The organism is Paenibacillus sp. YN15, from assembly GCF_003285005.1.
In the GTDB taxonomy this organism is placed as follows: Bacteria; Bacillota; Bacilli; order Paenibacillales; family NBRC-103111; genus Paenibacillus_AR.
Map to the genome: position 1 here is coordinate 101,102 of NZ_QMFA01000008.1, position 25,919 is coordinate 127,020.

Here is a 25,919-nt window from a genome sequence, read left to right on the forward strand (position 1 = left end):
TACGGACAATTCGTATTGGACAATTATTAGTGGGATACGCCGGCTAATCCCCGCAGGGGTTAATGAAGAAAATAATCAACTGACCCAACGTGAAGCCGATTACGGGGGGACACTTGGGTGACAGCAAAACCGCCATGAACACAAAAAAACGAAACGATAGCGTCTTTTGCTGTCGTTTCGCTACGTACATATGGAGCCGAGGGGAGTCGAACCCCTGTCCGAAGGCAACGCCACACAGGCTTCTACGGGTGTAGTCACGGTTTTGATGTCACCCGAGGGTTCCCCCGTAACAAAGGCTTTTTTTACCTTATCTCCGAATAATAGCTAGTGACACGGAAGTATTTCTTTCAACAGTTCCAACGCACTCTCGTCACATGCATCATTTGTTCCCAGTCCACCACGTAAAGCGCGAGCAAGGATGGTTTTTTTCAGTAGTTCTATCTTATCAGTTACATCAATAAGCTCCTCTACCTTCTGTTCTTTATCGAGTAAGTCGTCCAAAAGTCGAGCAATTTCCTGCTGTTCTTCAAGCGTAGGAAGGTCTATCATAAATGAGCCAATAATATCAGTGTTTAAATTTGGTTGGGCAGCCCCTTTATTAATTCCTCTCAATTCGGAAGTCTTACTTGTCCAAAAATAGTACATAAATTTTAGACTTCTTGCATCAAGGTTTAGAAACGCTGCAATTCCATCATTAAAAGTTGTTGGGAATGTACAAATTGCAGGAACCCCAAGTGTCGCACCACTATTTGTTAAAAGCAATGTATTAGCTTCAACCATTCGTGTTTTCTTTAATCCTGTTTCTTTTATTGAATACTCAGCAGAAGTTACAAATGGACTATTGTTTCTTGTTATATCCGCAACTTTTAGAAATGGGATGTCTCCACCATAATATTGTGGGTCTCCTGCTGGTCTAGGTGAACCACCTCGAACTATATCACATATATCCGCAAACTGTTTCCTCTCCCAAGTATTAATTCCGACACCATGCTTTTCACGCCATTTCGCTGTAAGAACTCCCGTAAAAGCTTTGTGTAGGATAGCAGCTTTACGTGTTTCAAAGCTATCCAAAGCTTTTTGTGCAAGTTCCTTTGCCTGATCAAGCTTAGCAAACAGGCTCTCAATTCGGTCAACGATACGTTGTTGTTCAGCGAGAGGTGGAAGGGGAAACGCATAAGTTTTCATTTTACCAATACTCGTTCTTGCCCTTGTAATCCCTTGCGTTTCTGAAGTCACTTGATTTCTGAATGTACTGCTATTAACAGCGTATAGCATGTATTTAGTATTTGTGAATTCCTTTGGCACAAACTTTATCGCATCGGACGAAAGAACGTACGCCTTTTCATCATTAGGAACAATAATTGCCCTCCCCGCGGGCATCATCTTTGCTATAACAATTTCACCTGGATTAACTAAACTACGTGAAATGGTCTCTGCATGTTCAAATGATGTATATTTGGAATTGTCATCTCTCCATCCATATTCGCCAATGTTACTTAACTGGATTATTCGAACCTCTTTGTTATCAGTATAATGTTCTTTCTTTAGGTTACTTCCGAAAGGACCATCTGCTATATCCGCCGCTAAATATCCAAATCTAACCCATGACCAATTTTCAGGCACCTCATGTGGCTGCTCATTTTCAGGCACCAATACTTGTTCAAAATACTCTATTGCCGATAAGCTTTGCTCCTTCCCCCTAGCCATTAGCGATTAACCTCCAATGACTTCAGTTCCTTTACAACGCTCAAAATTAAGTCGACCGCTTCTTCAAGCTGTGCTACAACTTCTTCTCCGCTTTCAATAGGATCTGGAAGATCCTCATAATCCAGTACACTATCGTCACGAATAAGTCCTAGATCAAGGCTGTTGCTCTTCTCACGAATTTGCTCACGAGTGAATACACTCCAACGCTCATCCTGTACCTTCTGACGATCTTGAGCATTATATGCTGCTATAAATGCATCAAAATGCTCGGTCCTTAACGGATTCGTTTTGCCGAAGGAAGACATATTCGTTCTCAGATCATAAAACCATACTTCTTTAGTATTATCCTCATTAATTCTGCCGCGGGTAAAGAAGAGCACGTTTGTCTTCACTCCCTGGGCATAGAATATTCCTGTAGGAAGCCGCAGGACGGTATGAAGATTGCATTTGTCCATTAAGTCATTACGAATAGAAGCTCCATCCCCATCGGCAAAGAGAACATTATCAGGTAGCACTACCGCAGCGCGAGCCGTACCATTTTTTTTCAGGCTCCGATAAATATGTTGAAGAAAGTTTAACTGCTTGTTTGATGAAGGAAAAGAAAGGTCATCTCGATTTGCACGCTCTCCCCCCTTCTTTGTACCGAAAGGTGGATTTGTTAATACCACATCAAAGTTCTTCATTTCCTTACCTTTGCTAGATAGAGTATCCGCATGCAATATTGGTCCTTCTATATCATGTAACATAGCGTTCATTAGGGCCAACCGATGAGTTTCATGTACTAACTCACACCCAGAGAAAGCCTTCTTCTTCTGAAAATCTTGCTCCGCTGGAGACAACTCAAATAGATTATTGGTATTATCCTTAACATAACGATCAGCCGCAATCATAAATCCGAATGTTCCGCAAGCTGGATCATTACATAGCTCTCCTGGTTGCGGAGCTATCAACTTTGTCATCAAATCGATCAGCACACGAGGAGTAAAATATTGCCCTGCTCCTGATTTCTTCTCATTAGCGTTTTTCTCCAGTAGGCCTTCATACAGATTACCTAGCCCCTCTTCCTTAGCTGAGTACCAGTCAAGGGCATCAATAGAAGTAATAATCTTCTCTAGGTTTTTAGGTTCTTCGATACTTGTCGATGCTCCTGCATAGATTTGGCGCACTCTTCCTATGCTCTTTTCACCCAAGTAGGTTAATAGCTTCTTATAAAATTTTAAGAGTTCAATGCCCTTAGGTTTCATCAGTTCATCCCAACGGTATTCAACTGGAATTTGCTCCTCTGTTCCAGTCTCCTTAGCCATCTTCAGAAAAAGAATATACGTCAACTCTGTTACATACTGATGATAAGTGATCCCATCATCTCGAAGCACGTTACTTAGGTTCCAAAGCTTTGCTACTATAGTCTGGTTATTCATGCTGTTGTTCTTCCTCCATCATCGTACATATAATCGTTTAATTCAGATATGATACTATCAAGTTGATTATTGAATATCTTGTTGATACGAACAAAGCCCCCATGGTTCTTGAATGCTTCGCTATCGAAGGTTTCCTTATCCAAAATAGGCTCATGAAGTAATTGTGCTTCAATACGGCTTAGCCAGTCAAGCTCCATTCTGCTAAAAGAATGCTTCTGTTTCAGCTTTTGTACAGCATTAACGATCCGTTGTTCATGGCTGATAAGAGGAGAACCAATAGCCTCCTTGCGAATAAAACTAATAATATCCGCGGCAATGTCTTGACTCTTTACTTCCTTCCAAGCTGTATTGAGTTGTTTCTCAGTAAATCCCTCTTGATCAAGCACAACCCTTAAACTTGTTAAGCTTTCTCGAGTCAGTTCCTTTGGTCTGGTGCATATAACATTCAGTGCTGCAATCGTGTTTATATTGTTGGTAACAAAGGTTTTAAACTGGTCCAAATAATCTTCTGGCTTTAGACCATTGCCATAACCTCGAGTGTGGCTAACCATCTCATCCTCTTTATCAGAGATAATAACAGATCGTTTTGGCTTGGACCCACCCTCATTCAACATTTCAAATAACTTACGGTTGCTAAGGAGTAACTTTTTAGCATCCCCTACTAACATTGCCTCTACATTATGAATAAATTGCTCAGGAGTATTACCCCCAGACAATTCCAGGAATCGAGAAATATCCTTTTCACTCATAATACGTTTTTTTCTCTGAAGCTTAGCAATAATCATATCAATTTGATTCTTTGAATGTCTCTCCTCAGACAGAACTTCAAGTCCATCCAGGAGATCATTGAATGATGTTGTAGGTTTGGCAACGACAGGTTTCATGGTGTTTACATCTTCGAGGGATTCATAGACCCCTACAGGATCGTATATCTCGAAGTGAGATTTGCCTATATCGGGACAAAGACGGGTAGCTCTTCCTAGCATTTGCTCAAACAGTATACGAGATTTGACGCGGCGCATAAAAACCAGAGTCGTAATCTCTGGAACGTCAATTCCTGTGGTCAAGAGATCTACCGTAACTGCTATGGTTGGATACTTTTCGTTTTTAAATTTCCTTATTGCCTCTAATACCTTCTTCTTATTGCCGCCGCCAACACTACCTGTAATCTTCATCACAGCTTCGTTAGTTACACCATATGGCTCATATATTTCCTTCAAAATTTTGACGATAAGATCGGCATGACTGTCATCCACTGCATAAATTAATGTTTTACAATCGCCTTCTGGGTTAAGTTCCTTTGCTATTTCCTCCAGAACAGTTTGGTTAAAAGGTTCAGTAATAACCTGACGATTGAATTTTTCCACGTCAAATTTAAGTTCATCCTCTAGCTCACTGCTATTGGTTATTTCACCTGTAATGGGATCATAGATAGCTACTGTCTCACCCTTATCGTAGTTAATGCCGTCTTTACTTAGCCTAGTTACTATCGAATGAGGGGCATCGTGATCAACTAAGTATCCCTCGATAACCGCCTTCCGATATGTATAGTTAAACACAGGTGTACCAAAAATCTGTGATGTGTGTAATGCGGGCGTTGCTGTCATAGCAATTTTTACTGCATTGAAGTATTCAATGACGGTACGGTATTTACTTACGAAATCCTCCTGATTCCGATATAGAAGCTCGTCGCCACCCATTTCTTTATCCAAAATGTACCCACGATGAGCTTCATCAACCACGATGAGATCATAGTCGGATACAGAAGGCATCGCCTCATCTTCATTATAAATGATTCTCTTTACGAGGCTTTGAACAGTGGCTACATGAATTTTAGTTTCCTTCTCAATTGACTTATCATCAAGACCTTTTAGATTATATATTTGGTCCAGAGTCATCAAATCTTCGATCTTCACCTCTTTGAATACATCTTGAGCTTGTTCTCCTAAAGCGGTTCGATCAACAAGGAATAAAACCCGCTGAAAGCGTCCCGTTTTTACAAGACGATATATCATGCCTAAAATCGTTCTTGTCTTACCCGTTCCAGTGGCCATCGACAGCAGGATGGTTTCCTTCCCATCAAGAATAGCTTTCTCTGCAGCTTCGATGGCTTCTATTTGATATTTGCGTAGATTGAGCCCATCTTTATCCCTCAACAGATCATATGGTAAGCTCTCAAGCGATTGATTTGCTCCTGCAATATCCTTAGCCAACAATTCCATTACGCCATCAGGGCTCACCCATCCTTGCAATGCCTTAGGGATATTGGAACTTTGACGAGCATCCAAGAACCAAATTCCAGACTTTGTTTCAAGCTGCTTTAAATACTTACGTCCATTGGTTGCAAACAGAAAAGGAACCTTGTATCCGTTCCAGTTTCCCATCTGATATTTGGCATGTTCTTCTTTGACTTCCTTCGCATAGTCCTTACATTGATAGTCAATAACAGAAGGGATATCCGTAATTGCCCTCTTCGCCTCAATGACTCCAACAAGCTTCTCGCCAACAAACAAAGCGTAGTCTGCCGAACCTCTACTACTAACAGTAGAGTTAGTGGGCCACTCAGCTATCGCTAAATTTCTTCCTTTTTCTGGCCTTGTACCTTTGGAGTATCGCAGGTTTAGAGTGTCTACTTCCCAACCTACTTTTCGGAGCTGCTCATCAATTAGGTAACGTGTCTCTTGCTCGGAAAGGTGGATACTGTCTGCTGCTCGTTTTGCCTTCCTGGCCCGTTCCTCAACTGTCATGGTATTACTGTAGGTTATCTTTTCTGCTTGTTCCGTTAATTTCTTAATGAGTTCTTCCTTTTCTTTTAATAAAGCTTCATAGTCTACATGGTTACTATTGTCTTGCGGTAGGATAAATTCCGCAGGCTGGTAGCTCCAAACACCGTAAGTTTGCATAAACCATACAGACAAGTTGTATGCCAACTCAAGCAAAACTTTACAATCATCGAATGAATCGTAATTGGCATGGACTGCCTTGTTACGGGTTGTTCTTAATGAATGGAGTATATCTTCAATGTCTCTTGGAATTAAGCCATTCCTCTTTAACAGTACGATTCGATTGGCATGGGTATTATCAGTAGCTGGAGGAGATATATTATCTAACTGGAACATAGCATTGACTATCATTTCACCCAATTGTCCCAGCTTAATTAAGCAAGAATTGGTGTCACTATACAAATATGCTTCAGCCATGCTTCCGACTTGTGATAATACAGGAAAGGAATTCTCTAAGAATTTGAAATTCATTGTAATACCTCCTGTGGGGTGGATGGATTCAGAATGGCATCTATGAGGTCATTTCACTATATTCAATGTTCTTAAGTTTATTCGCTATTCTATGACATTTTTCCTGCATTAATAAAGAAGGCACCTAAGCAGGTGCCAAATCAAGTGTCGTACTACAAGGACTGATCTCATATTTCGCACGGACAACATTTCTCTTAAGCAGACTCTATCTCCTCAAACAAATCTATCTGACTTGGTTCATTCAGTACCTTTTGAACAATGGTCATATCCGTATATCCTTTGTAACGCTCATCGAGTTGCTCCTTTAGTCTAAGAAGTCGCTGGTTGGCGGTGCTTACTAACTGTCCAAATGTGGTGGCTTCTATCCGTCCACGTTCGGGATTATCCCCTACCTTGCGAATTCTCGTAACCTTGGTATCTATTGCATGCCCAACAACAAAAGCATTAATGAATGGGACTCCAGTCAAGTGTCCAGAGTTGAGGAGGTCTTCCACATAATGCCCTGCCTGATCCATTTCGTCTCGGCCTATTGCAAATCCACCACGTTTTAATTCTATAATGAGTATTCTTTTCATTTTTGATAGCGGACTATCGTCTTCAAACTCTTCAGAACAGACTGTTGAAAAAGTTGCATTCTCCAAAATAATAATGTCTGGACGATTGCGAGCATTAAAGAAAGCATCTTTATCAACTTTTTTTTGGAACAATTTACTCATTGCAGTAGTAAGAGATACATTCGATGTATAATGAGGCGAATCGAACTCAGGACCAAAGAGCCATCTAGCTTGAAGAACAAGCGGATGTAGTGTCTTTAATTCCTCCGTGGTGGGGTCCTGTGAGAACCTCCCTAGAGCTTCGATGACAAGAAGCCGCTTATCAATCTCATCAAGGACGACTAATGCATCCTTAACACTCCAATCATCCAAAAGCCTATTTAGCCCATCAACATCTTCTTCTGAAAGCATTGAGAGCTTCTGTATCAAGTTAGCGCCACTTCTGGATTTCTCTAGTTGTATAATTGCCTGCACTGCCGCGGATAGATGATCGTGGTTAATTGTAGGCTGTTCTTCTGTCAGTTGCTCAATGAATTGTGATACCTCTACTCTGCCAAGTGCATGTAACTCCGACAATTCTGACTTATGCCGATAAAGCACTGTACGTTGTGTCTCTTGAACACGCTCTTTCATTGAAGTCTTGAATAAAGACTCTATATGTGTAGATACAATCCTGTATACATCATCAATAATTGGAAATCTTCTAAAAGCGGACCAATCGGGCATAACAGCATCAAAAAGGTCATTTGTTTTCACAACAATAGTATGTCGCTTGGCAAAACTGGTCCGTCCATCTATAGAGTAATTGCCTAATGTCCAACTTGGTTCTCCAACAAGTCTGTTTCCAACCCAGAAGGCGACTCCATGTTGCCTGGCCGTCTTTGCTGTTTTAGCAGAGTCTATTACTACAATTTCAAGCGTAACGCCGTTATTCACTTTGATCATTTTGGATTCAATTAATCCCTTATGTTGCATCAACTCAATAGAAAGTCCATTCACCGTCACCTGGAATCTTGGGTCCTGCATAAATCTAGCAGAAAGCAGACTACGAACAATTTTCGGATCAGGCAGATTACGTTCTACTTTTGCTCGAAGAACAGTGCCATGGCCCTTGCCACTGATTCTTTGTTCATGCTTAAGTGTAAAAGGCTGTTGTCCGCTGGTCACTGAAACAATAAACTTTGAGGCAATCCCACTTGTATGAGTTGTCTCAACTGTATATTCATTTGAAAAACAAAGCATCCCGTGACGCCCTACGCCATTTCTGCCGAATGCTCTTCTAAATCCAGTCCCGTTTCCTTCTGGGAATAACACGTTGCTTCCCTGATGTTTTAAACGGTTATAGCCTAACGTCATCCAACGAAGTTTAAATTCATCAGGCGTAAGTCCTGTACCATTGTCAGTAACAATTAATTCTTCCGATAATTCATCAGGTATGACAATAGAAACTTCTGAGGCCCCCGCATCCCATGCATTGGCCACAAGTTCAGTAAGAGCTATGTCTGGAGAATTAGCAAGCGCACCAAGAGTACGAAGCAAGTAATCCTCTTCAAATAGTGAGCCACATAAATAATCCATTAAGGTCACCTCTTTGTTATAGTTCTTTCTGTTCGTGGTCGAATAGCATTTTCCGTTTATTTCTATTTCGACAAATCGTACACAGTTCCTCCTTCTAAAGAACCAAAAAGACGCCACAATTTGGCGCCTCATCTTCATTTTCCTTTTCTCCAGTATATGGTCTCCAGTTCCTTCACCGATTCCTGGCAACACTCTTGTAATCATTTTACCCATGCTGCTTGTGGTACTTCTCATGGAATCTTCGTCCCATAAACCGAATTTGTCAAAGAAGGCGTTTCTATTGGCAGAACCATAACAGGTTGTTTAGTAGCTGAGCCCTTTTCAATTCCAGAAGGCACTTTTGGAGTCTCCTGCTGAATCTTATTGTCATTTCCTTGCTGATGTGCGCGCCAAAGCATGCTTCCTCAGCCCTTGTTATTGAGTTCTTCACTCCAGTGATTTGACTAAAATCTGAAAATAAAATGGAATCAACTTAGCAATAATTCAAGTTGGCTCTCTTCCATATCAAGCTTAAGAATTAGTTCTGTTCTTTCCTGTTCCAGTTCATCACATCTAGTAAAATAGATTTCCTCTCCCAATAATTCAATATGTTCCTTCTTCTCATTAATTAATGATTTGAGAACCCTATCAATTCTCACAAGTTCTATATGATCACTATTAAAATTGAGACCTTTATTCGTTAGCTCAAGCTTAATTTTATTTTTTATATAAGTTTGATATTTATCTTTAAGAAACACAAAGGGTTCAATTCCATAAAAGTCATTAAAGTCTGAATTCTTATGTAAATCATACTTATTCTCAACCCGAAATATTTTTAGTATTGTTTTCTCCACATCCTCATGGATTTCATCTAATTCAATTACATTTGATGCATTATTCATGAGTGCGAAAAGATCACTAAAATAATTACAAACGTTATAGTCTAAATCTAAACTTTCTTTAGTAAAGATGATTTCCGAATCTATTACATGATTACGCTTTTTGCCCATTTCAAAAGTGACTATTCCATACTTATAGGCATCATACCTCCTATCATGACCAGCAAAAAAAACTAGCGCATATTCATTATTGAGGAAATGAAGACTACAATCTACGTTATTAATTTGCCTTACGCCCTTCTTTATTTCTAACCTCTGACTAGATATGGATTCAATAATATTATCGAGTATTTGAAAGTCTCTTTCTATTCCTTCTATATATTCAACTAACAATTCCTTGTAATCTAACACTGGTTTTGTACCCTGTTTAGAGTATAGGATACTATTATCGCTTACAAATTTAATGATTTCATCACAAAATGGCACTTTGATTCTTTCAAACTGAAAGTCTAAATTATCCTTCTTTAAGCTTTTCAGTGGATTAATCCATAACATTTTTGTCCCTCCTCAGTTTCTAAAAAAGCATGTATCCTATTAACATGCTGTGGCACCATCTGTACTATAGTTCGTATACGCTATTATTCGTTACACTCCAAAAGATTTCCTGCATATGGATAAAAAAGCGCCACGTGGGCGCTTCATCGTTACTTCCGTGACATATCATGTGTAAAAGAACCGTCAATGTACATCAGCGTATCTTGAGTAAACAGTGTAAGAGAGACTTCCTTCTTACTGTCTCCAATCTGAATGACAATACTCTTGGTGTTGGAAGATACGACGGTAAAAAGCTCTGTTATGGAGAATCGGTCAATGTACTCTATTGTCCCACTGTCTGGTCCTGTAGCCTTTATTTCAAAGCCAAACACTTTATCCTTATCCCACCACTCACCCTCAAACGCTTTTAAATCTAATGAGTTCTCGGCTGCACTGCTTGTACTATCACCATTAGCTGGTACCCTTTTTAATGTGTAGGTATTGCCCAAAACCACTTCCAAATTCACTGTATTATCATCTTGAAGCGCTAAAATCATATTAGTCGTTTTCTCATTTTCCTCCAAGTGAATGACTATGCTATCTGTCTTGTTTTGAAAGTACGTAAATAGTCTTGTAGTGCCTTCGCCCTCAGAAAAGAATGTGATGCTGCCGTTGGATGAGTCTGCAAAGGAAAGAGCAATGGATAGTTCATCTGAGCCTATTGTATTCCAATCTCCCTCAAATTTTTTTACCTGCGGATTAACTCCTGATGGTCTATAAGCTTGGAGCTTCGTCCCTTCACCGTATGCTTTCCAGATTATATATGCCGCTTCTGCACGGGAAACGGGCACCTTGGGTCTGAATGTGTTGTCCTTGTAGCCGCTAATAATACCCTTTTCGACTGCTATGGAAACGTATGGAATGAACCCTGCCCATATCTCATCTTTATCGTTGAATCGGTCTACATAGGCTAGTTTAGAATCGACCAATGAATATCCAAGTAATCTAACTACGGCTGTTGTCATTTCCTCCCTTGTTGCTTCTCGCTCTGGTTCATAAACATGTTTACCATCTCGAATATCTCCAATAAGATATTCCTCTGCAGCCTCAATATTAGCCGCGTACCACGCATCAGCGCTAACATCACTGTACTCAATTTCAAATTCGTCTTTCTCTGCTTTTAGCCCGCCAGCCCTAACCAAGATTGTTGCTAGCTCTGCTCTCGTTATTGTGGCTGATGGTTTAAATGAACCATCAGCATAACCAGTGATGATTCCTTTGATTGCAAGATCATTGATGCTTTGGAAAGCCCAGTGATCGGCACCCACATCTTTAAAGCTGGGAGAGGCATACGAAACAGAACTGATTAGCATGGCACAAAGTATAATGAGGATTACCTTTGTTCTCATTCACAGTCGCTCCTTATAATTATGATTTTCCACAAGAGAATGGCTTACCATCCCAGAAACCCAATGAAGTATCCAGCAATTCACTAACATATCTAAATGCATGTGAATTTGAGCAAGCGCCGATACCAGGAGCACGTAGCGGCTTGCCCTTGTTCTCTCCAGCTTCCTTAAATGCATCAACGGGTGGTTTTAAACGATACCTATCATCTACTAACCAGAACTTATCGTCATTAAAATTGATGGTAAAAAAGTAGCCATCTTCGAGAATTTGGAGCTGAGTATTACTCGCCACAGCGTTTTCGAACTTCTTATATATCTCCAATGCCTTCTCCCGCTTGTCCCTGACCTTAAAATCGCTTTTCGTAATGGCATCTTCTCCATTGAGTTCCATAGCATAGACCACTCCATTCAAGACTTGGAAACTAACGCCCTTATAGCTTAATTGCCTACGATCATCACCATTTGTGAAGCTCTTTGACATATCGGACAGCTTAATCGCACTTGTTGGGGTACCTAACTCTTTGAGTATCTTTTCTTCCTTATCCCCAATTTTGATATTCTTGTAAGTCAGTTCGTTCTTCAGGCTGCTGGAATTGTCGCCGCCGTTGCTACCTTCATTGGAAACATTGCATCCCGTTAGTAGCAGTAGTAGCACAACCACAATAACAAGCATATTTCTCATGCGCAGCTCTCCCCATAGAAAATTCAAACCAGCATTGAAAGTAAGCCTACAAATAAGAGAGCCAGGATCACAATTAGTATAATAAAAATCATACATCCATATTGAGCCTTGCCTCCCAGACTCTTTGCTCCCAGGAATCCAGCAATTAAGAATCCTAGACCCACGACTGCCGCGGCTAATAATCCCATAGAAGCCTCCATACAGTGAAATAATTTACTTATGCAGTTTTCATAATCCTAAATAAATGAACCTCAAGGTATATCCTTTGAAATCATCGACAGAATTCTTAACTCGGGTACGGGCTCTCTGCAGAATGCAGTCCTCCTTTCCTAGAACAAATTTCCTACTATGGGTATGTGTCGATTATAACATGCAATATATTGGTTAGTTAAGCATTTATGTTGCAATATAATGTTTCGACTGGAATTAGTGATTCCTCTACTGTTTGAGTAGAGGTGAGAGAGATGGCTAGGAAATCAAGAGATGTTCAGAAGATCAAGGTAGCTGTCGGTCAGCGGCTGCAAGGATTCAGGAATCATCAGGGGAGAACGCAAGAGGATGTTGCACACGAAGCCGATGTACATCCTTCTTATATAACCAAGTTGGAGACAGGAAGCGCAAACTGGACAATCGAAAGCTTGGATAACATCTTGCATGCATTACAAGTCTCATACAGCGATCTGTTTCAGGACATTGATGAATCAAGGAACAGGGTTGATAATAGCATTCTTATTCAAATTGTAAAGTTGTTGGAGGGCAAAAGTATCGAAGAGCAGCGGAAGGCATTGAAGCTATTAAAAGCGCTTTATAGCTGATCATTCAGTTCCTCAAATAGGTCTGTTTGCTTATCCTTCGGGATGAGTGAGCAGGTCTTTTTTTGCTTTTAATGGCATTACAGAGATGATTATGGGCTGTGAGATGATGCCCACATTGGGAAGGAGGTGAGCAAATGGAAAGCACTCTGAACGAATTAACTGACCAGGAGCTTTTGATCGTATTGAAAGCGGCAAAAAATTAGCGCTGGATGCCGTTTTCATTGCATTAATCGAATGAGTTAAAGCGCCGCGGCATTAACCGTCAATCATGAGAGGAGAAAAAAGGATGGCAGATTATCAGCTGTTAAGTGATGAAGTGCTATTGAGTGCCTTTCAGAAAGCAGTCGAGCTTAAATTGGAGGCGGACTTCATAGAACTGCTTAGAAAAGAGTTGATTCGGCGCGGCATGATGGAAAAACCTAATTCTATAGGAGGCGATCTGCATGATCCCCAAGGGTAACCCGCAGAAGACCATAACCAGGTATAATCCCCATTACGTTATCCACCACCCTAACCAGAATGTCCATTATTATGAATTCACCATGTATCGGCAGACCATCGAGTATACTTGCCCTCCATTTCGGGTAGCTCTCGGCATGTTGGAAGGAACTTTAACAATAGAGGGATTCGGGCTGCTCATTACCAGAGTCGTTGATGTTGGTGGACACTTCAATTATGAAAACTTTGATTGCGGCGTTCTGAGTGCCAGATCATATGAGGTAAACATGCTCATCAGCAAGCTGGCAAATCTTGATCGGCCTTATGAGGACAATATTGCCGCGGCTATTATGGAAAGCCGATTATTATGGGAACAGAACGAGCAAGGCAACTCATTTGAAAGAACAGCCAAGAAGAAATTAAGAGCCAAGTATCGCCAAAATCCCGAAATGGTCAAACCCTTCCCCGTAACCAAACTGAACATCTTTGATCCCACTGAAGAACGCACGATCAGGATGCGCCGCTTTTTAGACCAGTTCCGATGACTCTACCTAGATCTATTAGGTAGGGTCTTTTTTTATTAACAGAGAGAAATCAAGGGCTGTGCGATGATGCCCATGAAGGGAGGGAAAGACTATGCATGAACTTCAAGAATTTCAGTTTGACTGTTGGAGAGGAGGAGAACTTGAATGGCCGAGAAAAAGCCTTGGTCTGAAGAAATTGAGGTGCTCATACGGCGGCTCGTGGTAAATGGCCATTTATGCATGGCTGCTCACGTGCTGAAGAATTACTTTATTCGTTCCTGGAAGGTCGAAGAAGAGCTTGCCCACAAGTACATGCAAGTCTATTTCCCAAAATATTACGGCAAAGAGGTTGAGCGCTATTAAAAGCAATTAGCACACAAGAGAGGGAAATTCTATGGACAGGATAAGCATGCTGGTTAGGCGCCGCGGAGCATTAATTAGAATCAGAAACTGCTTGGATCGAAGAGCTTCTTTGCAGACTGAGGCGGGACATGCCTATTTATCTTGCTTGGCCTTACTGGTTATGACAGAAATACAGATTACAGAAAAAGAAAAAGCTGCCCACAAGGGAGCAGCAAGATAAATCACCTAATATAATTCTAATCTAATCATGCGCATTTCACAAGGGGAGGCCACTGAGCCTCCTTCTTCATTTTATGAATAGATGGAGGATTTCCTATGAGCGATAATAGCCTGTTTAAATCCATTCTTGCGGACACAATACACGAATCTGCGAACAGCTATTTAATTAAAGAATTAACCGACCAATTTCAATCCCCACAGCAATTATGGCATGCAACAGAGCAAGAGCTTATGAAGGTTAAAGGAATCGGCAAAGCAAAAAGCCGCCAAATCATTGCAGCTGTTCAACTGGCGAAGTTAATACTTGTACCAAGAGCAGAGCAAGCCGTAATCCGTTCCCCGCGGGACATATTCGAGCTTATGCGCTTTGAAATCGGTATGGAGAACAAGGAATTCTTCTATATCCTACTTCTGGACACAAAAAATAAGGTTATTTCCAAAGAGCTAATCTCCATCGGTTCACTTAATGCGACCATCGTTCATCCAAGGGAGGTATTCAACGCGGCAATACGACAGTCGGCGGCAAGCATTCTTTGCGTCCACAATCATCCTTCAGGTGATCCTACCCCATCTCAGGAGGACATCCAACTAACAAATCGACTTGCTGAAGCTGGGAAAATCGTTGGGATAGAGCTTCTTGATCATCTCGTAATAAGTGGATCAGACTATGTATCGCTGAAAGAAAAAGGGTTAATATGAGGTATTATTTTGGCTAAATACCAGGCAGGGGTTGACTGATATTACATGCTCGTTACTTCTACTTAAAGGATTGGCATTAGTCGGCTCTAAATGTAGGCAGCCTTCGGCCTACGTAACCAGCTCGCTGCGCTCGCAAGTTACTAATGTCATCCGCATCATTCGCAGTACTCCCATCACAAAAAAATGGAGGTCATTCCCTTGGAAATCTCGAATGCAGCAGCAATTGGTTGTGTTGGTTGGTAGATTCAAGAGAAGTTGAGAAAGTGTGCCTTAAGAATTAACATTTTGAGAGAGCCAGCCGTTTCAGTTGGCTCTTCTCTATTGTCCCCCTGAAAACTCACTACGCTGCTTTCCCCAAAACCTTGCTTTTTATAATTCCCCCCGCTCACTCTACTAACTCATTGAACTGCATCCCATAATTCAGGGTCATCGTTAAGTTCTTTTTTCCAATAGGCCCTTTGTTCCTCAATTTCTTTAATAGAATACTCTTCCTCAAGGTTAAACCTATCCAGCAGTTCCCCCTCGCAGAACCACATTTCGTAAAGGTAGGTCTCGAACTCTTTCCAGCGGTTCTTCATGATTCGCCTTTCTCCCCGTTCAATAAGGCTAATTGTAGATGCTGGTAGACGAACGATCTTACCAAGCTGTTCCTGAGTCAGATTGTCATGTATTCTTTTTAATTTTACCTGCTGGTGCAAGGGAAGCTGATCTGGAGCAATCATCAAATCCCTTCTAGCGTTATAAATGCTCATGACATTATTGGGATCATGAATATAATCGCTGCGAAAACCAAAATCCTTATAATAATCCAAATCAGGTACGTACATAGGCATCAACCCTTTGAAGAATAAGTGGGTTCCTCCCCCGAGAACCTCAACTTTCTCCCTTAACATAACCATTACATTCAAATAAAGCAACAAATATTGACTAAATAAATAACTAAATTTTCATCCTTTTTACTACCTCAATACACATGTATAAAGCACTTAAAGACCCTCACCCCTTACCCTTCCTGAGGTTCATGTACTAATCATGCTTTTCCAGGAAAACAACCGATTCGGGTTACTCCCTGAGGGATAAGGCATACACTAGCTGCGTTACAAGATGGTATAGAATTGAATGGCATGGGTTACCTCTCATTTGTGACTGCTTTTATTTCCAGGCAAATTCGGGATGTTGTTGCTTTAATGCATACAACTCCTTAAGCCTCAATATGAAGAAATCTTGAATGGCATCGATTTGATCACCAGCAGAGAGGAAGTCGAGAAGGCTTTTCTCATGATAAATCATCGCCCATGAAGTGCTATCATCCAAATCCTGCGATTCCCAACCATTGTTCGTATCAACAAATGCCCTCATGATTTTGATCAAATCTACACGGTCTGGGCATCTGGGATTCACTTGAAACAATACCGATACTAAGGGATATTCATTGAGCCTGTCGATTAATTCGACGGTCATGTGGATAAGCCTCAAATCACCTCTAAAATTAGCTTGATTAATCGATTTCAAAAGGGAAAAACGGTTTATTTGCATCCATTTTAGGCTTGAAAATAGAGTTTTCCACAGCCACTAGAATTAATCGACAGCCTCATTCATTATCCGTCATATAAAAACCGAAGTTGACCTCGGTTAAGTTAGCCTGTGCATTTAACTTCATGTATCGGTTATGCTTTTTAAGTTGGTCAAATCGGTTTGTCCAGCCAGTCGATCGATTAAAAAGAGTTGTTACAATTTCTTCAACTCTTCCCTCCAGGCAAGCATCCATCATACGTACTAACCGTTCCATGTGCTGAATGGCATAGATATCCTGTGGCACGAAACGTCTGCTATCGTTCAATTGTATCTCCTCCATATATTCAAGAAACAAGTTAACAAGTTCGCTTCTATGGTCTTTAAGCCAGTTGTATATCTGGAACCATCTAATCTGATGAAATGAGGTGTTCGCACCGCTGCTGATAATGTCTTTCTTCTGCTTGGGATCGTGTAGCTTCGTTATGTAGATAAGATGGGTTTGGCAGCCATCTAGCTCATAACTCCGCAGATGATCAGCATATCTTTTTAACTGTATGTTCCCTTCACCTGTACCCAGCTTATTTTCGATAAACAAAACATGTGGATTCCCATTATCTGAGAAACGGATCATCATATCAGGCCTGCTATCCGTATGATGATCTTCCTGCTTTGCATACGTCTTCTGAGTAGTAATCTCGCGGATACTAAGCTGACTCAACTTGATTTCGGAATAGGTATTCATAAAATCGTGTAATAGCCCTTCCTTGCTAAGCACCTCTGCAAATATTTCAGTAAGATAGTCTTCCTGCTGATTTCTATCCGAGTTGCAAAGCAAATGGTAAAGACGTTTAAACAATGAATTCACCCCAAACAAAATTTTAGTGTCAAAGCCACTATCATCGACCGCTCATTCACCGACAAATCAAGTGGCTCTTTACAAAATAAGCATTGCTGGTTAGAAGAATTGAGTATGAATACATATCCTGATCAGATTCAATTGCACAGTAATCCGAAAACCCATAGGAGTTATCTCCTTCTCGAATGTAAGAATGTTATATCATGCCTTTGTCATCCATGATTTTAATAATTAGATCAATAGCCCTTACAATCGCCGCCTGTAACTTTTTATGCTCTTTCAGTTCATCAAGCACTTGCTTCATTAGTACTCCGCCATCATTCCATTTCTCATCAAAGTCACAATCATCATCCAACCATTCATAGGCGTCTGGATCATACTCGTAATCATCCAGTTCTTCATCGATGTCCAAATCTTTAGTCAACCATGCATACTCTGGATCGCCCTCGTCATCCTCATTATCCTTGTGAATCTTTACCAAATCTTCTTTTGTACCCTCAGGTGAAAATACTTTTGGTTCCTCATCTAAAGAAGTTCGGAGCTTCTCCCTTCGAAGAACATCTTCTTGTACGATTTCATCATCCTGGTTTATGGTGATCGCCAATCCGATTTCACGAAGGTAAATGAAGATTTCAAAAAAAGCATTCCTTGCTGTCTCCCTTGACTCGAAATATGCAGACCACTTACCTAATTCATCAGATAAAATTTGGCCGCCACCCAGATCAATGATACGTTGAACATCATCCAACAGCATGTGGTATAGGAGTCTGATGAGCGGGGACCCCTTCTCTTCATCTAAATCCAGACGAACAAACTCTTCCTCTACCATCAAAGAGCGAACCAATACGAGAAACTCCTTATCGGTTATACGTCTTTCAAGTACATTGACCAGCACCTGATAATCAAACCTTTTCAAATACCTGGTAATGGAACCCTCGCTGATGTAAAACGCGCCTAACGCTTCCTTGTAGCTCTCATTCCTGTCCAGGCTGATGTGGAAAAGGCTAATGTAGTTTTCAATGGTTTTGGTGACTGCATATGTGACAGTGGCATGCTCAGTAGATACATTAACATGCCTTAATCTTGCCTTAGGTGGCTTTGGTATAGGTTTAAAATCCCCTTCAATCAGTGACTTTGCCAGCCGTTTGAGAGGCGTCTTCAAACGAAGAATCTCGTTTAATTCATTGCGTTTCCTATAAAACTTGTTTTCGGCCAAGCGTTCAGCCGCATTCCTTAAATTCTGTGCGTTTGCTGTCAGCAAGATAAATGCAGATTCATTCTTCGTCTTTTCCATGAGAATCACTCCTATAGGATAAATAGCGAAAGGACAGACCCGCAGGCCTGTCCGTTTGTAAACGACATGGGCGCGGGAAAGAATGGAACATTTTCTCAAGGGTTCCATGGCCTTAATCCTACGCACATATCCTACTATCCATATAGGGCCTCATGCCCTAATCTATCCTACACTAATCATTTTACGCCCACCGCTACAAGCGGTCATCCATTTCGCTGGAGCATTACGCTCTTAATATGAAGAATACAGTATAGGTCAAAGAAAGTCAAGGTCTAGAAAATGGCCTGAAATTCACTAAATTATAGAAACTAAAGCAGCATAATACTAAAGGATGAAGCATGCTAAGATGTTCTCAGATTTTTCTTGACATATCTCACAGTAGGCGTTAAAGGTATAGCAACAGCAATAAATAGACGCCCAAACAGCTCTAACTATGTGAGTTGCAGGCTGGCCATCATTTCAAAGGGTGGCTGAGACAGAAAGGTGACATTCATGATGCAAAATCAGAAACCAGAAGACATTGACTTCATTAATGAGATATTCTTGCACCCAACCACCCAGGAAGTAAACAAGATGGTTATACGAAGGCTCATATTTGAGTTACGTACCTCCTATCATGATTCAAAGGACCTTCAGCAAGAAGCATATCTCGAATCCATAAGGATCGTCAGGACCTTCTTCAAGGAGCATAGCACTTCCCTGATTGGGGATGAATGGGAGCGTTATTACTATGCAGCCCTGTATAGGAATCTTAAGCATCGTTACTTACTTAAATATATGGGATACAAATATGATAGAAATGCTCAAAAGGGGCATAAATACAACCGCCTAAAAACCATTCATAAGAAGAAAGAAGAGGCCATAGTGAGCAAGGGAGAACTGATGGAGGAAGCATGGGAGGCAGTTGAGACTATTCGGCTAGTAAACCCTCTCCACTCAGAGGTCTTAATTATGAAGTATGAGGATTACTCAGAAATGGAGATAGCAGCAAAATTGGATATCTCGTTGGACAGCGTCAAGAATTATACACGGCGAAGTAGAGCAGCCGCAAGGAAATGGCGTGACGATCAAGCAGAAGTAAGCTAAGAATTTATGCGGTCATCTGACACTTTTCTGCCATTATGCAAGTTAATATATGTATAAGGGTAAAAATAGAAGAGATTAGAATACACCTGATACTGTCGAATAAAGCAGACAGTATCGCTGTCAATCTGGGTTTTAAAAGGAGAAGGAATAACCCATCATCCGAACCGTATCTGCGGTAGCACAACGTTAAAATCCCCGACTCCTCTTAGGAGGGGATGCCCGCAAGCATTCTATCCCCCGCGGAGCGTGATTGATCCCCTGCTGTACCCTATGGATGAAGGCTGCTGGTCCTTATTCTCACGCATCCAATGAATGGAAAAGGGATAGGTCTGTTCGCTGCCACTCCCCGCTTTTCTCCATTTTTATTTCCGAACTTATTCATGAATCCGACATCTGCTCGTCAAGACTCGCAGATTCTGTGGCTTTAATCTAATGTAGTCTGTTTGTATGAATCCCGTGCGCAAGGCTGAATGTATCCAGGGATGTTGTCGCACATCTGGCTCCAACATCCAACATATCGGACTCGAACCAGCGTTACGGATGAAATTCATATTCTTTATTCAAAACCAATCTGTAGCTGACGCAGTAACGGTCCATTGTACCCTTAAGCGCGATAATTATAATTGAATGGCGGTTAGTAGTGCTCATCTCGGTAATCTCATTTTTCTTTTGCCCTCATCTCTCTCATGGATGAGGAGGTACACTGCATCCGTTCGCAGTGCTTCTCTTTTAAGAAACGTCACTGATTATAGAGATTGCATGGTCCAGCTACTATCAATATGCATCCATGGAATATTGGGCCGCCGCGGTTTCGAGCATCCATTGTACTGAATCAGATATGACGCTGGCGGCTACGTCGAGAAGGTAGCGTTCTTCAGGCGTTTGGGGCCAATTCATCTAGAACAGACCACCCCACCGCCCCTGAGGGGCCCGTTAAGGCGCTGCCTTAACAATCCACACTCGGCGTGGCCGTCCCCAGCCAATGGGCTGGGGGATGGGAAAGTGTCGGAGATATGAACCGCTAGTCAAGGCTAAAATGAACGCTCCGCGGCCTTGACTGGCTTACTTTATAGTAATTCAGAGAACTACTTTATAAAAGATTTAGAGAAGGACTACCATTCCACCCGCGGCCATGTCTTGGGTTGCTCCCTTTCTTGGTAAGATCCCCAACATGATAAAGATTACAACCCTGAAGGAGCTTATATAATTGCTTTTTACGCTCCTTTAAGACAGTTGAATCCACACCATTACAATCCCCATGAGCGACGATTACATAGTCGACATTCTTGCATATCTTAGCAATCCATCTATCGTTCACGGCATGATTAAGTTCAGCATTCTCCTTTCCCCTGAGACCTCGTGGATGGGGGTCAGCATATGACCACAGGTTTAGACAGTAGATTTTATCAAAGGTTTTTTGTTTATTCTCATTGCACCAACATAGTACCTTACCAATAGTGGGATCGGGACTCCAATCTAGTTTAGTGGCATTCTTCCAATCTGTACTTGATCCATTCATCTGAATGATGGCTACACTCATGCCGTTTCTTGGTACGATAGATTCGAACTTCAATACATATCTGTGCTTTCCAACTGTATAACTGTAGTCATCTGGTTTGATTCTTATAAGTCTATAATACTCTTTGGATCTCGCCGAATTTGATTTCATTAATTGCTCACTCCTATAAATTGATGAGCTTGTATACACCATTACCTAGAGCTTCATAATCATTATATGTAACAGCATGATGTTTCTTGGCATTACTACAGCACCTAGAAGTGAGATGAGTACTGATAGTCGATTCAGCATAGGTCGTATTGTTTCTCTCCATATACTCAATAGCTTCCTTAATCGTAAAACGATTATCTCCCTTGGCATAAATTATCGATCTTGTTGCAATCAGTAACTCATCTCTGCAAGTTACTTTCCTCATCTCGGACCACTCCAATTTTATTTTCCTCATTTTACCATGCACCTTAGTTTTCTGAATAGTACGTGACTATTGTGAGTGAGTCTTTGATTAGAGTAAATGTCTATTTCATTTCCGCATTCAACATCCATTGTTTTCAAATATTAGGCGAGCTACAATCGGTTCAAGAGGTGAAAACAATGTTGAAAGAGGAACTGATTGAACGAGTTCGGGAGCACAGAATATCAATAAGCAGCAATATGATTGAGCGGTATGTTGAATATGGTCTTATCGCAGGAGATCGTGTTAGTTTAGGGTTCTACCAGGGTGTCGTTACCCACTACGCTGAGCGGACAATTGACGCTATTATCTTAATTGACAAGCTAAAGGCTAATAGGATTTGTAAACACCAGAAGGACTTCATTTTCATCCTTTATTGGAAGGGATATCCCGTACAATGGAACAAGCTAAAGGCTCGGCTTATTGAATTTCATAATCGGATTATGAACACACTTGATGAAGTTGCAGGATATACTGCTCATCCTGACTACCCAGAGGTCATTGATGATATCGCAATAGACGAGGCAAAAAAGGCGCCAAAAACAATCGGGCGGCCTTCAAAAAAGTTTGAAGAAAAGCAAAGAATCAAGGCACAGGAAAATGCTAAGCGGTTAATACTTATAAGCAAGTTTATCTCTGATATTATTTTGAAGGGAACCATATCCCAGGAAGTCTTTAGCCTCTTCACTCAACAATCCAATGTAGAATTGGAACCCTCAGCCGATACGATCCTTAAGTCTACAAATGCATGGCTGCAACAAATGTTGTGGAAGAATGCGGTTAGACACTCCGTTGAACTGGACTATCAAGAAGCGTATGAACTCATACAATTGCTTAAGAATTATTGGTCGGACCTTGAAACCCATTTTAGCAGCGTATATGACATTCCCTTCTTCGGTAACAACATTAAAAGCTTAGAGGATTACTTTCATATAAAGTTCTCTACAGACAAGCCATCGTTCTACAGATATGTACTGCTTGTTCTAATCAGTGGCGGTTTTCGTCAACAGCTCATTCAGTTCTTGTCTGAGCCTATAACTAGAGAGAAGTGGAATCAAATTATCGCTTCCCTGCCCTCTCTCCTTGCTCATTCTACGGGAGAGGAGGTGAATATCCATGAGTAAAATTGGAATAGCAATTGGAAGTGGGCAAGCTTTTGCCCTTCCCTCAAGCCTTGTAGCTGCTATACTTATTCTGGCTCTAATTGGCTTAAGAACGGTACTAAAGCAACGTAGATAATACCAATAGAGCACCTGGCAAACAAGGTGCTCTCCTATTGTTAATTGAAAGCGGGCAATAACTAATACCGAGTTGGGTTCAAATATGTAATCAGTTTGCTCCAGCTTTTTGTAGCTCCACTTCCTCTCCTCAAAGATGCAAACGGCGGCACCTAAATGCTTTCATCCGTGAAATTTTTCCCTACGAGATTTCTCTGCACCATTACCTTACCCTTTCATATTTGTAAGATCGGCGATAGCATCCGCAAATTTCTTTTCCTTATACTCATATCGAATGCTAATCCCTTTACCTAATAGTGAGTTATACCTTGATTTCGTTTCAGCGCTACTATCGGGGTTATAGACCCAAAAACGCTTTATAGTGTCATTATCAAATGTATCTAAAGCAAATAGATATCGGAAAAAAGCGTCACTTTCGGGCAAGGAATAGCCAATTACATAGATATTCCTTGCTTGACTAAGTTCTTTTGCAGCCTGCTTCCACACATTTGTGAGGTTCCCATGGTAATCTTTCTTGTTCCAAGTTGGAGGTACTATTACAGGGACATCTTCACAAGCCGATATGCCCCCTTTACAGGGTTTATGTTCATGCCGTGCTATCTTATCAGTGAATTGTATTTGGGGCCCTCCGCGGCCAGGAATACTCGACAAATATTTGGTGACAGCTATTGGAATTGGGAGTATGGTTCCACAAGTTCTGCATAGCGCCCAGTTTACTGAACCATGTAATTTCATTAATTTAACTTCCCCTATAGAACCCTCTTGGTCAATACAATAAGTATATGGAACGTCATGGAAGTTTAGTGCATAATCAAGACCTATATCATAGTTAAATGTAATTATTGAGCTTGAACGTAATCTTTCACTTATTAATTTTGCAAACCGACTATATGATTCAGTAGGCCTTAATGATCCTTCACTTTTCGGAAATTGCATACTTCCTTCGAGTGTAGCTACTATAAGCCTGACTAATGATTTCCTTACTTTTTCAATTTCATCCCCAGTTCTTAGTCCAAGTAAATTAATTATCTTCCCCATTTCAATTGCACCAAACAGTGATTCAATATTATGCAGGTCCAAATGTGAATTGGCATATACAAGTCGTAATTCCTTTAACAATTTAAAAACATCTTTGAAATCTACTTCAAAAGATTGCACCATGCCACTCCCAAGTAGCTCATAGGCCTTGTCAAAGAAACCATTCATTAGTGGAGCTCCCGCATCAAATGAAGCACCTGCGCCTAAAATAAATAAATTCTCTGCCATGTTGCATCCCCTTTGTAGATTTGTTCAGTTCCCTACTTTGTAATCGTACAATATATATGGAACATCTTTGATTCATCTATCATTATTTTCTTCCTTATACTCTTTTGTAATCCATTATATTCCTAACCCATGGTATTACCAACAGAAGTTTTACTTATACTCTTAAACCGCCCACGGGGGCATCTACACAGCCTGACTTCATGGAGTCGGGCTTTTTTTGCGTTTACAGCGAGTAATCCAGAGGGTGAGATGAGCTGGAAAATCAGAGAGGAGGGCAGTTAAGCCTTAGAGCAACAACCAATACGAAATTGAGAGGAGCATTACCAAATGAATGTTGTTATTTATCTCCGTGTATCATCTGATCAACAAGCTGAACGGCAATTATCCATCCCCGCCCAAAGGGAGGCTTTACAACGCTATGCATCAGATAAAGGGTGGACTATCATTGAAGAATATGTGGATGAAGCGAAGTCTGCAAAGACGGCAGATCGACCTGAATTCTAGAGAATGATTACCGCGGCAAAGCAGCCAGATAAGGACTTCAAGGCCATTCTAGTGCATAAGTTCGACCGATTCAGCCGAAGCAGACAAGATCATATCATTTACAAAGCCCTGCTCAAAAAGCAGGGCATTTCTGTTTTATCGGCATCTGAACCCACTGAACCAGATACTCCCCATGGGCTGCTACTAGAGGGGATGCTGGAGGTTATATCTGAATTCTACAACATGAACTTAAAGCACGAGACCCTGAAAGGCATGCGCGAAAATGCCATTCAAGGATTTCATTGCGGCGGCAGGGCTCCATATGGTTATCGGCTTAAGAGGAATGGAGTAAAGGTAACGTATGAATACGGGCCAGACCACGAAGTGGAGACAGTGAAGCTCATCTTCCAATTAGCTGCTGAAGGCTGGGGTGGCAGGAGAATTGCTACCTTCCTCAATCAACAAAAGATCGACAGCAAGGTATGGCGGCCATCCACTGTTCTTTCTCTGTTAAGCAATCATGCTTACCTGGGATACCGAACCTGGAACAAGAAATCAGAGGTTGATGGTCATAAGAATCCACCTGAGGAATGGATTGTGACCAAGGAGTGCCATCCTGCAATCATTGATAAAGAAATTTGGGACGCAGCCCATAGGGAAGTATCCCTAAGGAAGCTAAGCGCCCCAAAGTAACTACTTGAGTATATGTATCTCGGCATTCTTCCGAAGGTTCTTCCCGTGCTCATAATGGAGATCATTCAGTTTTACCCAGAGCGACGTATATAGACTGTCATCCTCAGCAAGGATCATAAACCACTTTTTAAGAACTTTCTCCGTTTCTCTGCCATCATTATATACACTGTAATCTTTACAGATCATGGTTTTATATCCTATGTACTTACTTGGACCAAACATGTCCAATTCCGAGATGTAATACCAATGCTTAAATTCACTTAGCTTCTCTGCAATTAATTTTCCTTCAATGTATTCCCCGTTGGCTAGGTCAGCATTGAACTGCTTCACGTTTACTACCACTTCATCAAGCTCAGTAACCAGTTCCGCCATCATTTATTCCCCCAGCATCGATTTATGATAATCATCAATTCAACGAGTAGCTTATGATTTCCTCTATTTTCATAGTGTTGCTTTACGCAGGTATGCCCAAGTGGTATACCTGCTTTTTTTATGCCCATAAACCC

24 protein-coding genes and 1 pseudogene are annotated in these 25,919 nt (G+C 41.1%); 10 read left to right on the forward strand and 15 right to left on the reverse strand.

Annotated features, from left to right (window positions below; genetic code table 11):
* Window positions 1-324 precede the first annotated feature (324 nt).
* The 7 genes from DQG13_RS09380 to DQG13_RS09410 all read right to left on the reverse strand — a co-directional run bounded on the left by DQG13_RS09380 (window position 325) and on the right by DQG13_RS09410 (window position 11,954).
* Window positions 325-1,707, reverse strand: coding sequence for a restriction endonuclease subunit S (locus DQG13_RS09380; RefSeq protein WP_113019485.1), 1,383 nt, complete (start codon window positions 1,705-1,707; stop codon window positions 325-327).
* Window positions 1,707-3,125 (reverse strand): class I SAM-dependent DNA methyltransferase, encoded by a 1,419-nt coding sequence (locus DQG13_RS09385; RefSeq protein WP_113019486.1) that lies wholly within the window; start codon window positions 3,123-3,125, stop codon window positions 1,707-1,709. The genes DQG13_RS09380 and DQG13_RS09385 overlap by 1 nt, the downstream gene beginning before the upstream one ends.
* On the reverse strand, window positions 3,122-6,379 hold the full coding sequence (gene hsdR / locus DQG13_RS09390) for a type I restriction-modification system endonuclease (RefSeq protein WP_258525576.1): 3,258 nt from the start codon (window positions 6,377-6,379) through the stop codon (window positions 3,122-3,124). The genes DQG13_RS09385 and hsdR overlap by 4 nt, the downstream gene beginning before the upstream one ends.
* A 194-nt stretch (window positions 6,380-6,573) precedes the next feature.
* A complete protein-coding gene (locus DQG13_RS09395) occupies window positions 6,574-8,745 on the reverse strand; it encodes an ATP-binding protein (protein ID WP_113019488.1) in 2,172 nt (723 codons plus the stop codon).
* A 233-nt stretch (window positions 8,746-8,978) separates the two neighbouring features.
* The gene (locus DQG13_RS09400) at window positions 8,979-9,884 is read right to left on the reverse strand and encodes a hypothetical protein (protein WP_113019489.1); all 906 of its coding nucleotides are present in this window, start codon (window positions 9,882-9,884) and stop codon (window positions 8,979-8,981) included.
* Window positions 9,885-10,033: 149 nt separating this feature from the next.
* Window positions 10,034-11,272, reverse strand: a complete 1,239-nt coding sequence (locus tag DQG13_RS09405; RefSeq protein ID WP_113019490.1) for an S-layer homology domain-containing protein — start codon at window positions 11,270-11,272, stop codon at window positions 10,034-10,036.
* Window positions 11,273-11,291: 19 nt separating this feature from the next.
* Entirely contained in the window at window positions 11,292-11,954 is a 663-nt protein-coding gene (locus tag DQG13_RS09410) for a hypothetical protein (RefSeq protein ID WP_113019491.1), read from the reverse strand.
* A gap of 464 nt (window positions 11,955-12,418) precedes the next feature.
* Between DQG13_RS09410 and DQG13_RS09415 the strand changes: the two genes are divergently transcribed.
* From DQG13_RS09415 to radC, 5 genes are all read left to right on the forward strand, one after another.
* Window positions 12,419-12,769: a helix-turn-helix domain-containing protein gene (locus DQG13_RS09415; protein WP_113019492.1), complete on the forward strand. Its 351-nt coding sequence runs from the start codon at window positions 12,419-12,421 to the stop codon at window positions 12,767-12,769.
* 286 nt (window positions 12,770-13,055) lie between these two features.
* Complete coding sequence (gene sda / locus DQG13_RS09420; RefSeq protein WP_113019493.1) at window positions 13,056-13,229, forward strand: sporulation histidine kinase inhibitor Sda; 174 nt, start codon at window positions 13,056-13,058, stop codon at window positions 13,227-13,229.
* Window positions 13,213-13,752: a hypothetical protein gene (locus DQG13_RS09425; protein WP_113019494.1), complete on the forward strand. Its 540-nt coding sequence runs from the start codon at window positions 13,213-13,215 to the stop codon at window positions 13,750-13,752. The genes sda and DQG13_RS09425 overlap by 17 nt, the downstream gene beginning before the upstream one ends.
* A 144-nt stretch (window positions 13,753-13,896) precedes the next feature.
* Window positions 13,897-14,094: a hypothetical protein gene (locus DQG13_RS09430; RefSeq protein ID WP_113019495.1), complete on the forward strand. Its 198-nt coding sequence runs from the start codon at window positions 13,897-13,899 to the stop codon at window positions 14,092-14,094.
* Between the two features lie 315 nt (window positions 14,095-14,409).
* Window positions 14,410-15,012, forward strand: coding sequence for a RadC family protein (gene radC, locus DQG13_RS09435; RefSeq protein WP_113019496.1), 603 nt, complete (start codon window positions 14,410-14,412; stop codon window positions 15,010-15,012).
* A 398-nt stretch (window positions 15,013-15,410) separates the two neighbouring features.
* On the opposite strand, the gene DQG13_RS09440 is transcribed toward radC, so the two are convergent.
* The 4 genes from DQG13_RS09440 to DQG13_RS09455 all read right to left on the reverse strand — a co-directional run bounded on the left by DQG13_RS09440 (window position 15,411) and on the right by DQG13_RS09455 (window position 18,677).
* Window positions 15,411-15,839 carry a helix-turn-helix domain-containing protein gene (locus tag DQG13_RS09440; protein WP_181592668.1) on the reverse strand — a complete coding sequence of 143 codons (429 nt, stop codon included), beginning with the start codon at window positions 15,837-15,839 and terminating at the stop codon, window positions 15,411-15,413.
* Window positions 15,840-16,164: 325 nt separating this feature from the next.
* Window positions 16,165-16,473 carry a hypothetical protein gene (locus DQG13_RS09445; RefSeq protein ID WP_113019498.1) on the reverse strand — a complete coding sequence of 103 codons (309 nt, stop codon included), beginning with the start codon at window positions 16,471-16,473 and terminating at the stop codon, window positions 16,165-16,167.
* Window positions 16,474-16,603: 130 nt separating this feature from the next.
* Window positions 16,604-17,383, reverse strand: a complete 780-nt coding sequence (locus DQG13_RS09450; RefSeq protein ID WP_181592669.1) for a PD-(D/E)XK nuclease family protein — start codon at window positions 17,381-17,383, stop codon at window positions 16,604-16,606.
* Between the two features lie 196 nt (window positions 17,384-17,579).
* Window positions 17,580-18,677 carry a hypothetical protein gene (locus tag DQG13_RS09455; protein WP_113019500.1) on the reverse strand — a complete coding sequence of 366 codons (1,098 nt, stop codon included), beginning with the start codon at window positions 18,675-18,677 and terminating at the stop codon, window positions 17,580-17,582.
* Window positions 18,678-19,169: 492 nt separating this feature from the next.
* Between DQG13_RS09455 and DQG13_RS09460 the strand changes: the two genes are divergently transcribed.
* Complete coding sequence (locus DQG13_RS09460) at window positions 19,170-19,763, forward strand: sigma factor-like helix-turn-helix DNA-binding protein (protein ID WP_146767130.1); 594 nt, start codon at window positions 19,170-19,172, stop codon at window positions 19,761-19,763.
* A gap of 1,090 nt (window positions 19,764-20,853) precedes the next feature.
* Here the strand turns inward: DQG13_RS09460 and DQG13_RS31850 are convergent.
* Entirely contained in the window at window positions 20,854-21,474 is a 621-nt protein-coding gene (locus DQG13_RS31850) for a DUF1643 domain-containing protein (protein WP_113019502.1), read from the reverse strand.
* Window positions 21,446-21,727 carry a DUF7669 domain-containing protein gene (locus DQG13_RS32020; RefSeq protein ID WP_483874472.1) on the reverse strand — a complete coding sequence of 94 codons (282 nt, stop codon included), beginning with the start codon at window positions 21,725-21,727 and terminating at the stop codon, window positions 21,446-21,448. The genes DQG13_RS31850 and DQG13_RS32020 overlap by 29 nt, the downstream gene beginning before the upstream one ends.
* 146 nt (window positions 21,728-21,873) lie before the next feature.
* On the opposite strand from DQG13_RS32020, the gene DQG13_RS09470 reads away from it, so the two are divergent.
* Together DQG13_RS09470 and DQG13_RS31465 are read left to right on the forward strand one after the other, a co-directional pair.
* The gene (locus tag DQG13_RS09470; RefSeq protein ID WP_113019503.1) at window positions 21,874-22,857 is read left to right on the forward strand and encodes a hypothetical protein; all 984 of its coding nucleotides are present in this window, start codon (window positions 21,874-21,876) and stop codon (window positions 22,855-22,857) included.
* Window positions 22,850-22,972 carry a hypothetical protein gene (locus tag DQG13_RS31465; protein WP_258525578.1) on the forward strand — a complete coding sequence of 41 codons (123 nt, stop codon included), beginning with the start codon at window positions 22,850-22,852 and terminating at the stop codon, window positions 22,970-22,972. The genes DQG13_RS09470 and DQG13_RS31465 overlap by 8 nt, the downstream gene beginning before the upstream one ends.
* Before the next feature lie 206 nt (window positions 22,973-23,178).
* Here the strand turns inward: DQG13_RS31465 and DQG13_RS09475 are convergent, their stop codons facing one another.
* On the reverse strand, window positions 23,179-24,237 hold the full coding sequence (locus tag DQG13_RS09475; RefSeq protein ID WP_113019504.1) for a hypothetical protein: 1,059 nt from the start codon (window positions 24,235-24,237) through the stop codon (window positions 23,179-23,181).
* A gap of 327 nt (window positions 24,238-24,564) precedes the next feature.
* Between DQG13_RS09475 and DQG13_RS31470 the strand changes: the two are divergent.
* Both DQG13_RS31470 and DQG13_RS31475 read left to right on the forward strand, forming a co-directional pair.
* Window positions 24,565-25,005 (forward strand): annotated as a pseudogene (locus DQG13_RS31470) (recombinase family protein); the annotation flags it as partial.
* Window positions 24,994-25,413 (forward strand): recombinase family protein, encoded by a 420-nt coding sequence (locus DQG13_RS31475; RefSeq protein ID WP_258525595.1) that lies wholly within the window; start codon window positions 24,994-24,996, stop codon window positions 25,411-25,413. The pseudogene DQG13_RS31470 and the gene DQG13_RS31475, both read left to right, overlap by 12 nt.
* Here the strand turns inward: DQG13_RS31475 and DQG13_RS09485 are convergent, their stop codons facing one another.
* Complete coding sequence (locus DQG13_RS09485) at window positions 25,414-25,788, reverse strand: hypothetical protein (RefSeq protein ID WP_113019505.1); 375 nt, start codon at window positions 25,786-25,788, stop codon at window positions 25,414-25,416.
* Between the last annotated feature and the right edge of the window lie 131 nt (window positions 25,789-25,919).

Bases quoted from the DNA above. Each gene is read 5' to 3' on its own strand.
- DQG13_RS09440 (WP_181592668.1), bottom strand. From the start codon at position 15,839: ATGTACGTACCTGATTTGGATTATTATAAGGATTTTGGTTTTCGCAGC.
- DQG13_RS09430 (WP_113019495.1), top strand. From the start codon at position 13,897: ATGGCCGAGAAAAAGCCTTGGTCTGAAGAAATTGAGGTGCTCATACGG.
- DQG13_RS09445 (WP_113019498.1), bottom strand. From the start codon at position 16,473: ATGACCGTCGAATTAATCGACAGGCTCAATGAATATCCCTTAGTATCG.
- DQG13_RS31850 (WP_113019502.1), bottom strand. From the start codon at position 21,474: ATGGTGTATACAAGCTCATCAATTTATAGGAGTGAGCAATTAATGAAA.
- DQG13_RS31465 (WP_258525578.1), top strand. From the start codon at position 22,850: ATGAGTAAAATTGGAATAGCAATTGGAAGTGGGCAAGCTTTTGCCCTT.
- DQG13_RS09410 (WP_113019491.1), bottom strand. From the start codon at position 11,954: ATGAGAAATATGCTTGTTATTGTGGTTGTGCTACTACTGCTACTAACG.
- hsdR (WP_258525576.1), bottom strand. From the start codon at position 6,379: ATGAATTTCAAATTCTTAGAGAATTCCTTTCCTGTATTATCACAAGTC.
- DQG13_RS31475 (WP_258525595.1), top strand. From the start codon at position 24,994: ATGCGCGAAAATGCCATTCAAGGATTTCATTGCGGCGGCAGGGCTCCA.
- DQG13_RS09485 (WP_113019505.1), bottom strand. From the start codon at position 25,788: ATGATGGCGGAACTGGTTACTGAGCTTGATGAAGTGGTAGTAAACGTG.
- DQG13_RS09385 (WP_113019486.1), bottom strand. From the start codon at position 3,125: ATGAATAACCAGACTATAGTAGCAAAGCTTTGGAACCTAAGTAACGTG.
- DQG13_RS09425 (WP_113019494.1), top strand. From the start codon at position 13,213: ATGATCCCCAAGGGTAACCCGCAGAAGACCATAACCAGGTATAATCCC.
- DQG13_RS09455 (WP_113019500.1), bottom strand. From the start codon at position 18,677: ATGGAAAAGACGAAGAATGAATCTGCATTTATCTTGCTGACAGCAAAC.
- DQG13_RS09460 (WP_146767130.1), top strand. From the start codon at position 19,170: ATGATGCAAAATCAGAAACCAGAAGACATTGACTTCATTAATGAGATA.
- DQG13_RS09475 (WP_113019504.1), bottom strand. From the start codon at position 24,237: ATGGCAGAGAATTTATTTATTTTAGGCGCAGGTGCTTCATTTGATGCG.
- sda (WP_113019493.1), top strand. From the start codon at position 13,056: ATGGCAGATTATCAGCTGTTAAGTGATGAAGTGCTATTGAGTGCCTTT.
- DQG13_RS09470 (WP_113019503.1), top strand. From the start codon at position 21,874: ATGTTGAAAGAGGAACTGATTGAACGAGTTCGGGAGCACAGAATATCA.
- DQG13_RS09415 (WP_113019492.1), top strand. From the start codon at position 12,419: ATGGCTAGGAAATCAAGAGATGTTCAGAAGATCAAGGTAGCTGTCGGT.
- radC (WP_113019496.1), top strand. From the start codon at position 14,410: ATGAGCGATAATAGCCTGTTTAAATCCATTCTTGCGGACACAATACAC.
- DQG13_RS09395 (WP_113019488.1), bottom strand. From the start codon at position 8,745: ATGAGAAGTACCACAAGCAGCATGGGTAAAATGATTACAAGAGTGTTG.
- DQG13_RS32020 (WP_483874472.1), bottom strand. From the start codon at position 21,727: ATGAGGAAAATAAAATTGGAGTGGTCCGAGATGAGGAAAGTAACTTGC.
- DQG13_RS09400 (WP_113019489.1), bottom strand. From the start codon at position 9,884: ATGTTATGGATTAATCCACTGAAAAGCTTAAAGAAGGATAATTTAGAC.
- DQG13_RS09380 (WP_113019485.1), bottom strand. From the start codon at position 1,707: ATGGCTAGGGGGAAGGAGCAAAGCTTATCGGCAATAGAGTATTTTGAA.
- DQG13_RS09405 (WP_113019490.1), bottom strand. From the start codon at position 11,272: ATGAGAACAAAGGTAATCCTCATTATACTTTGTGCCATGCTAATCAGT.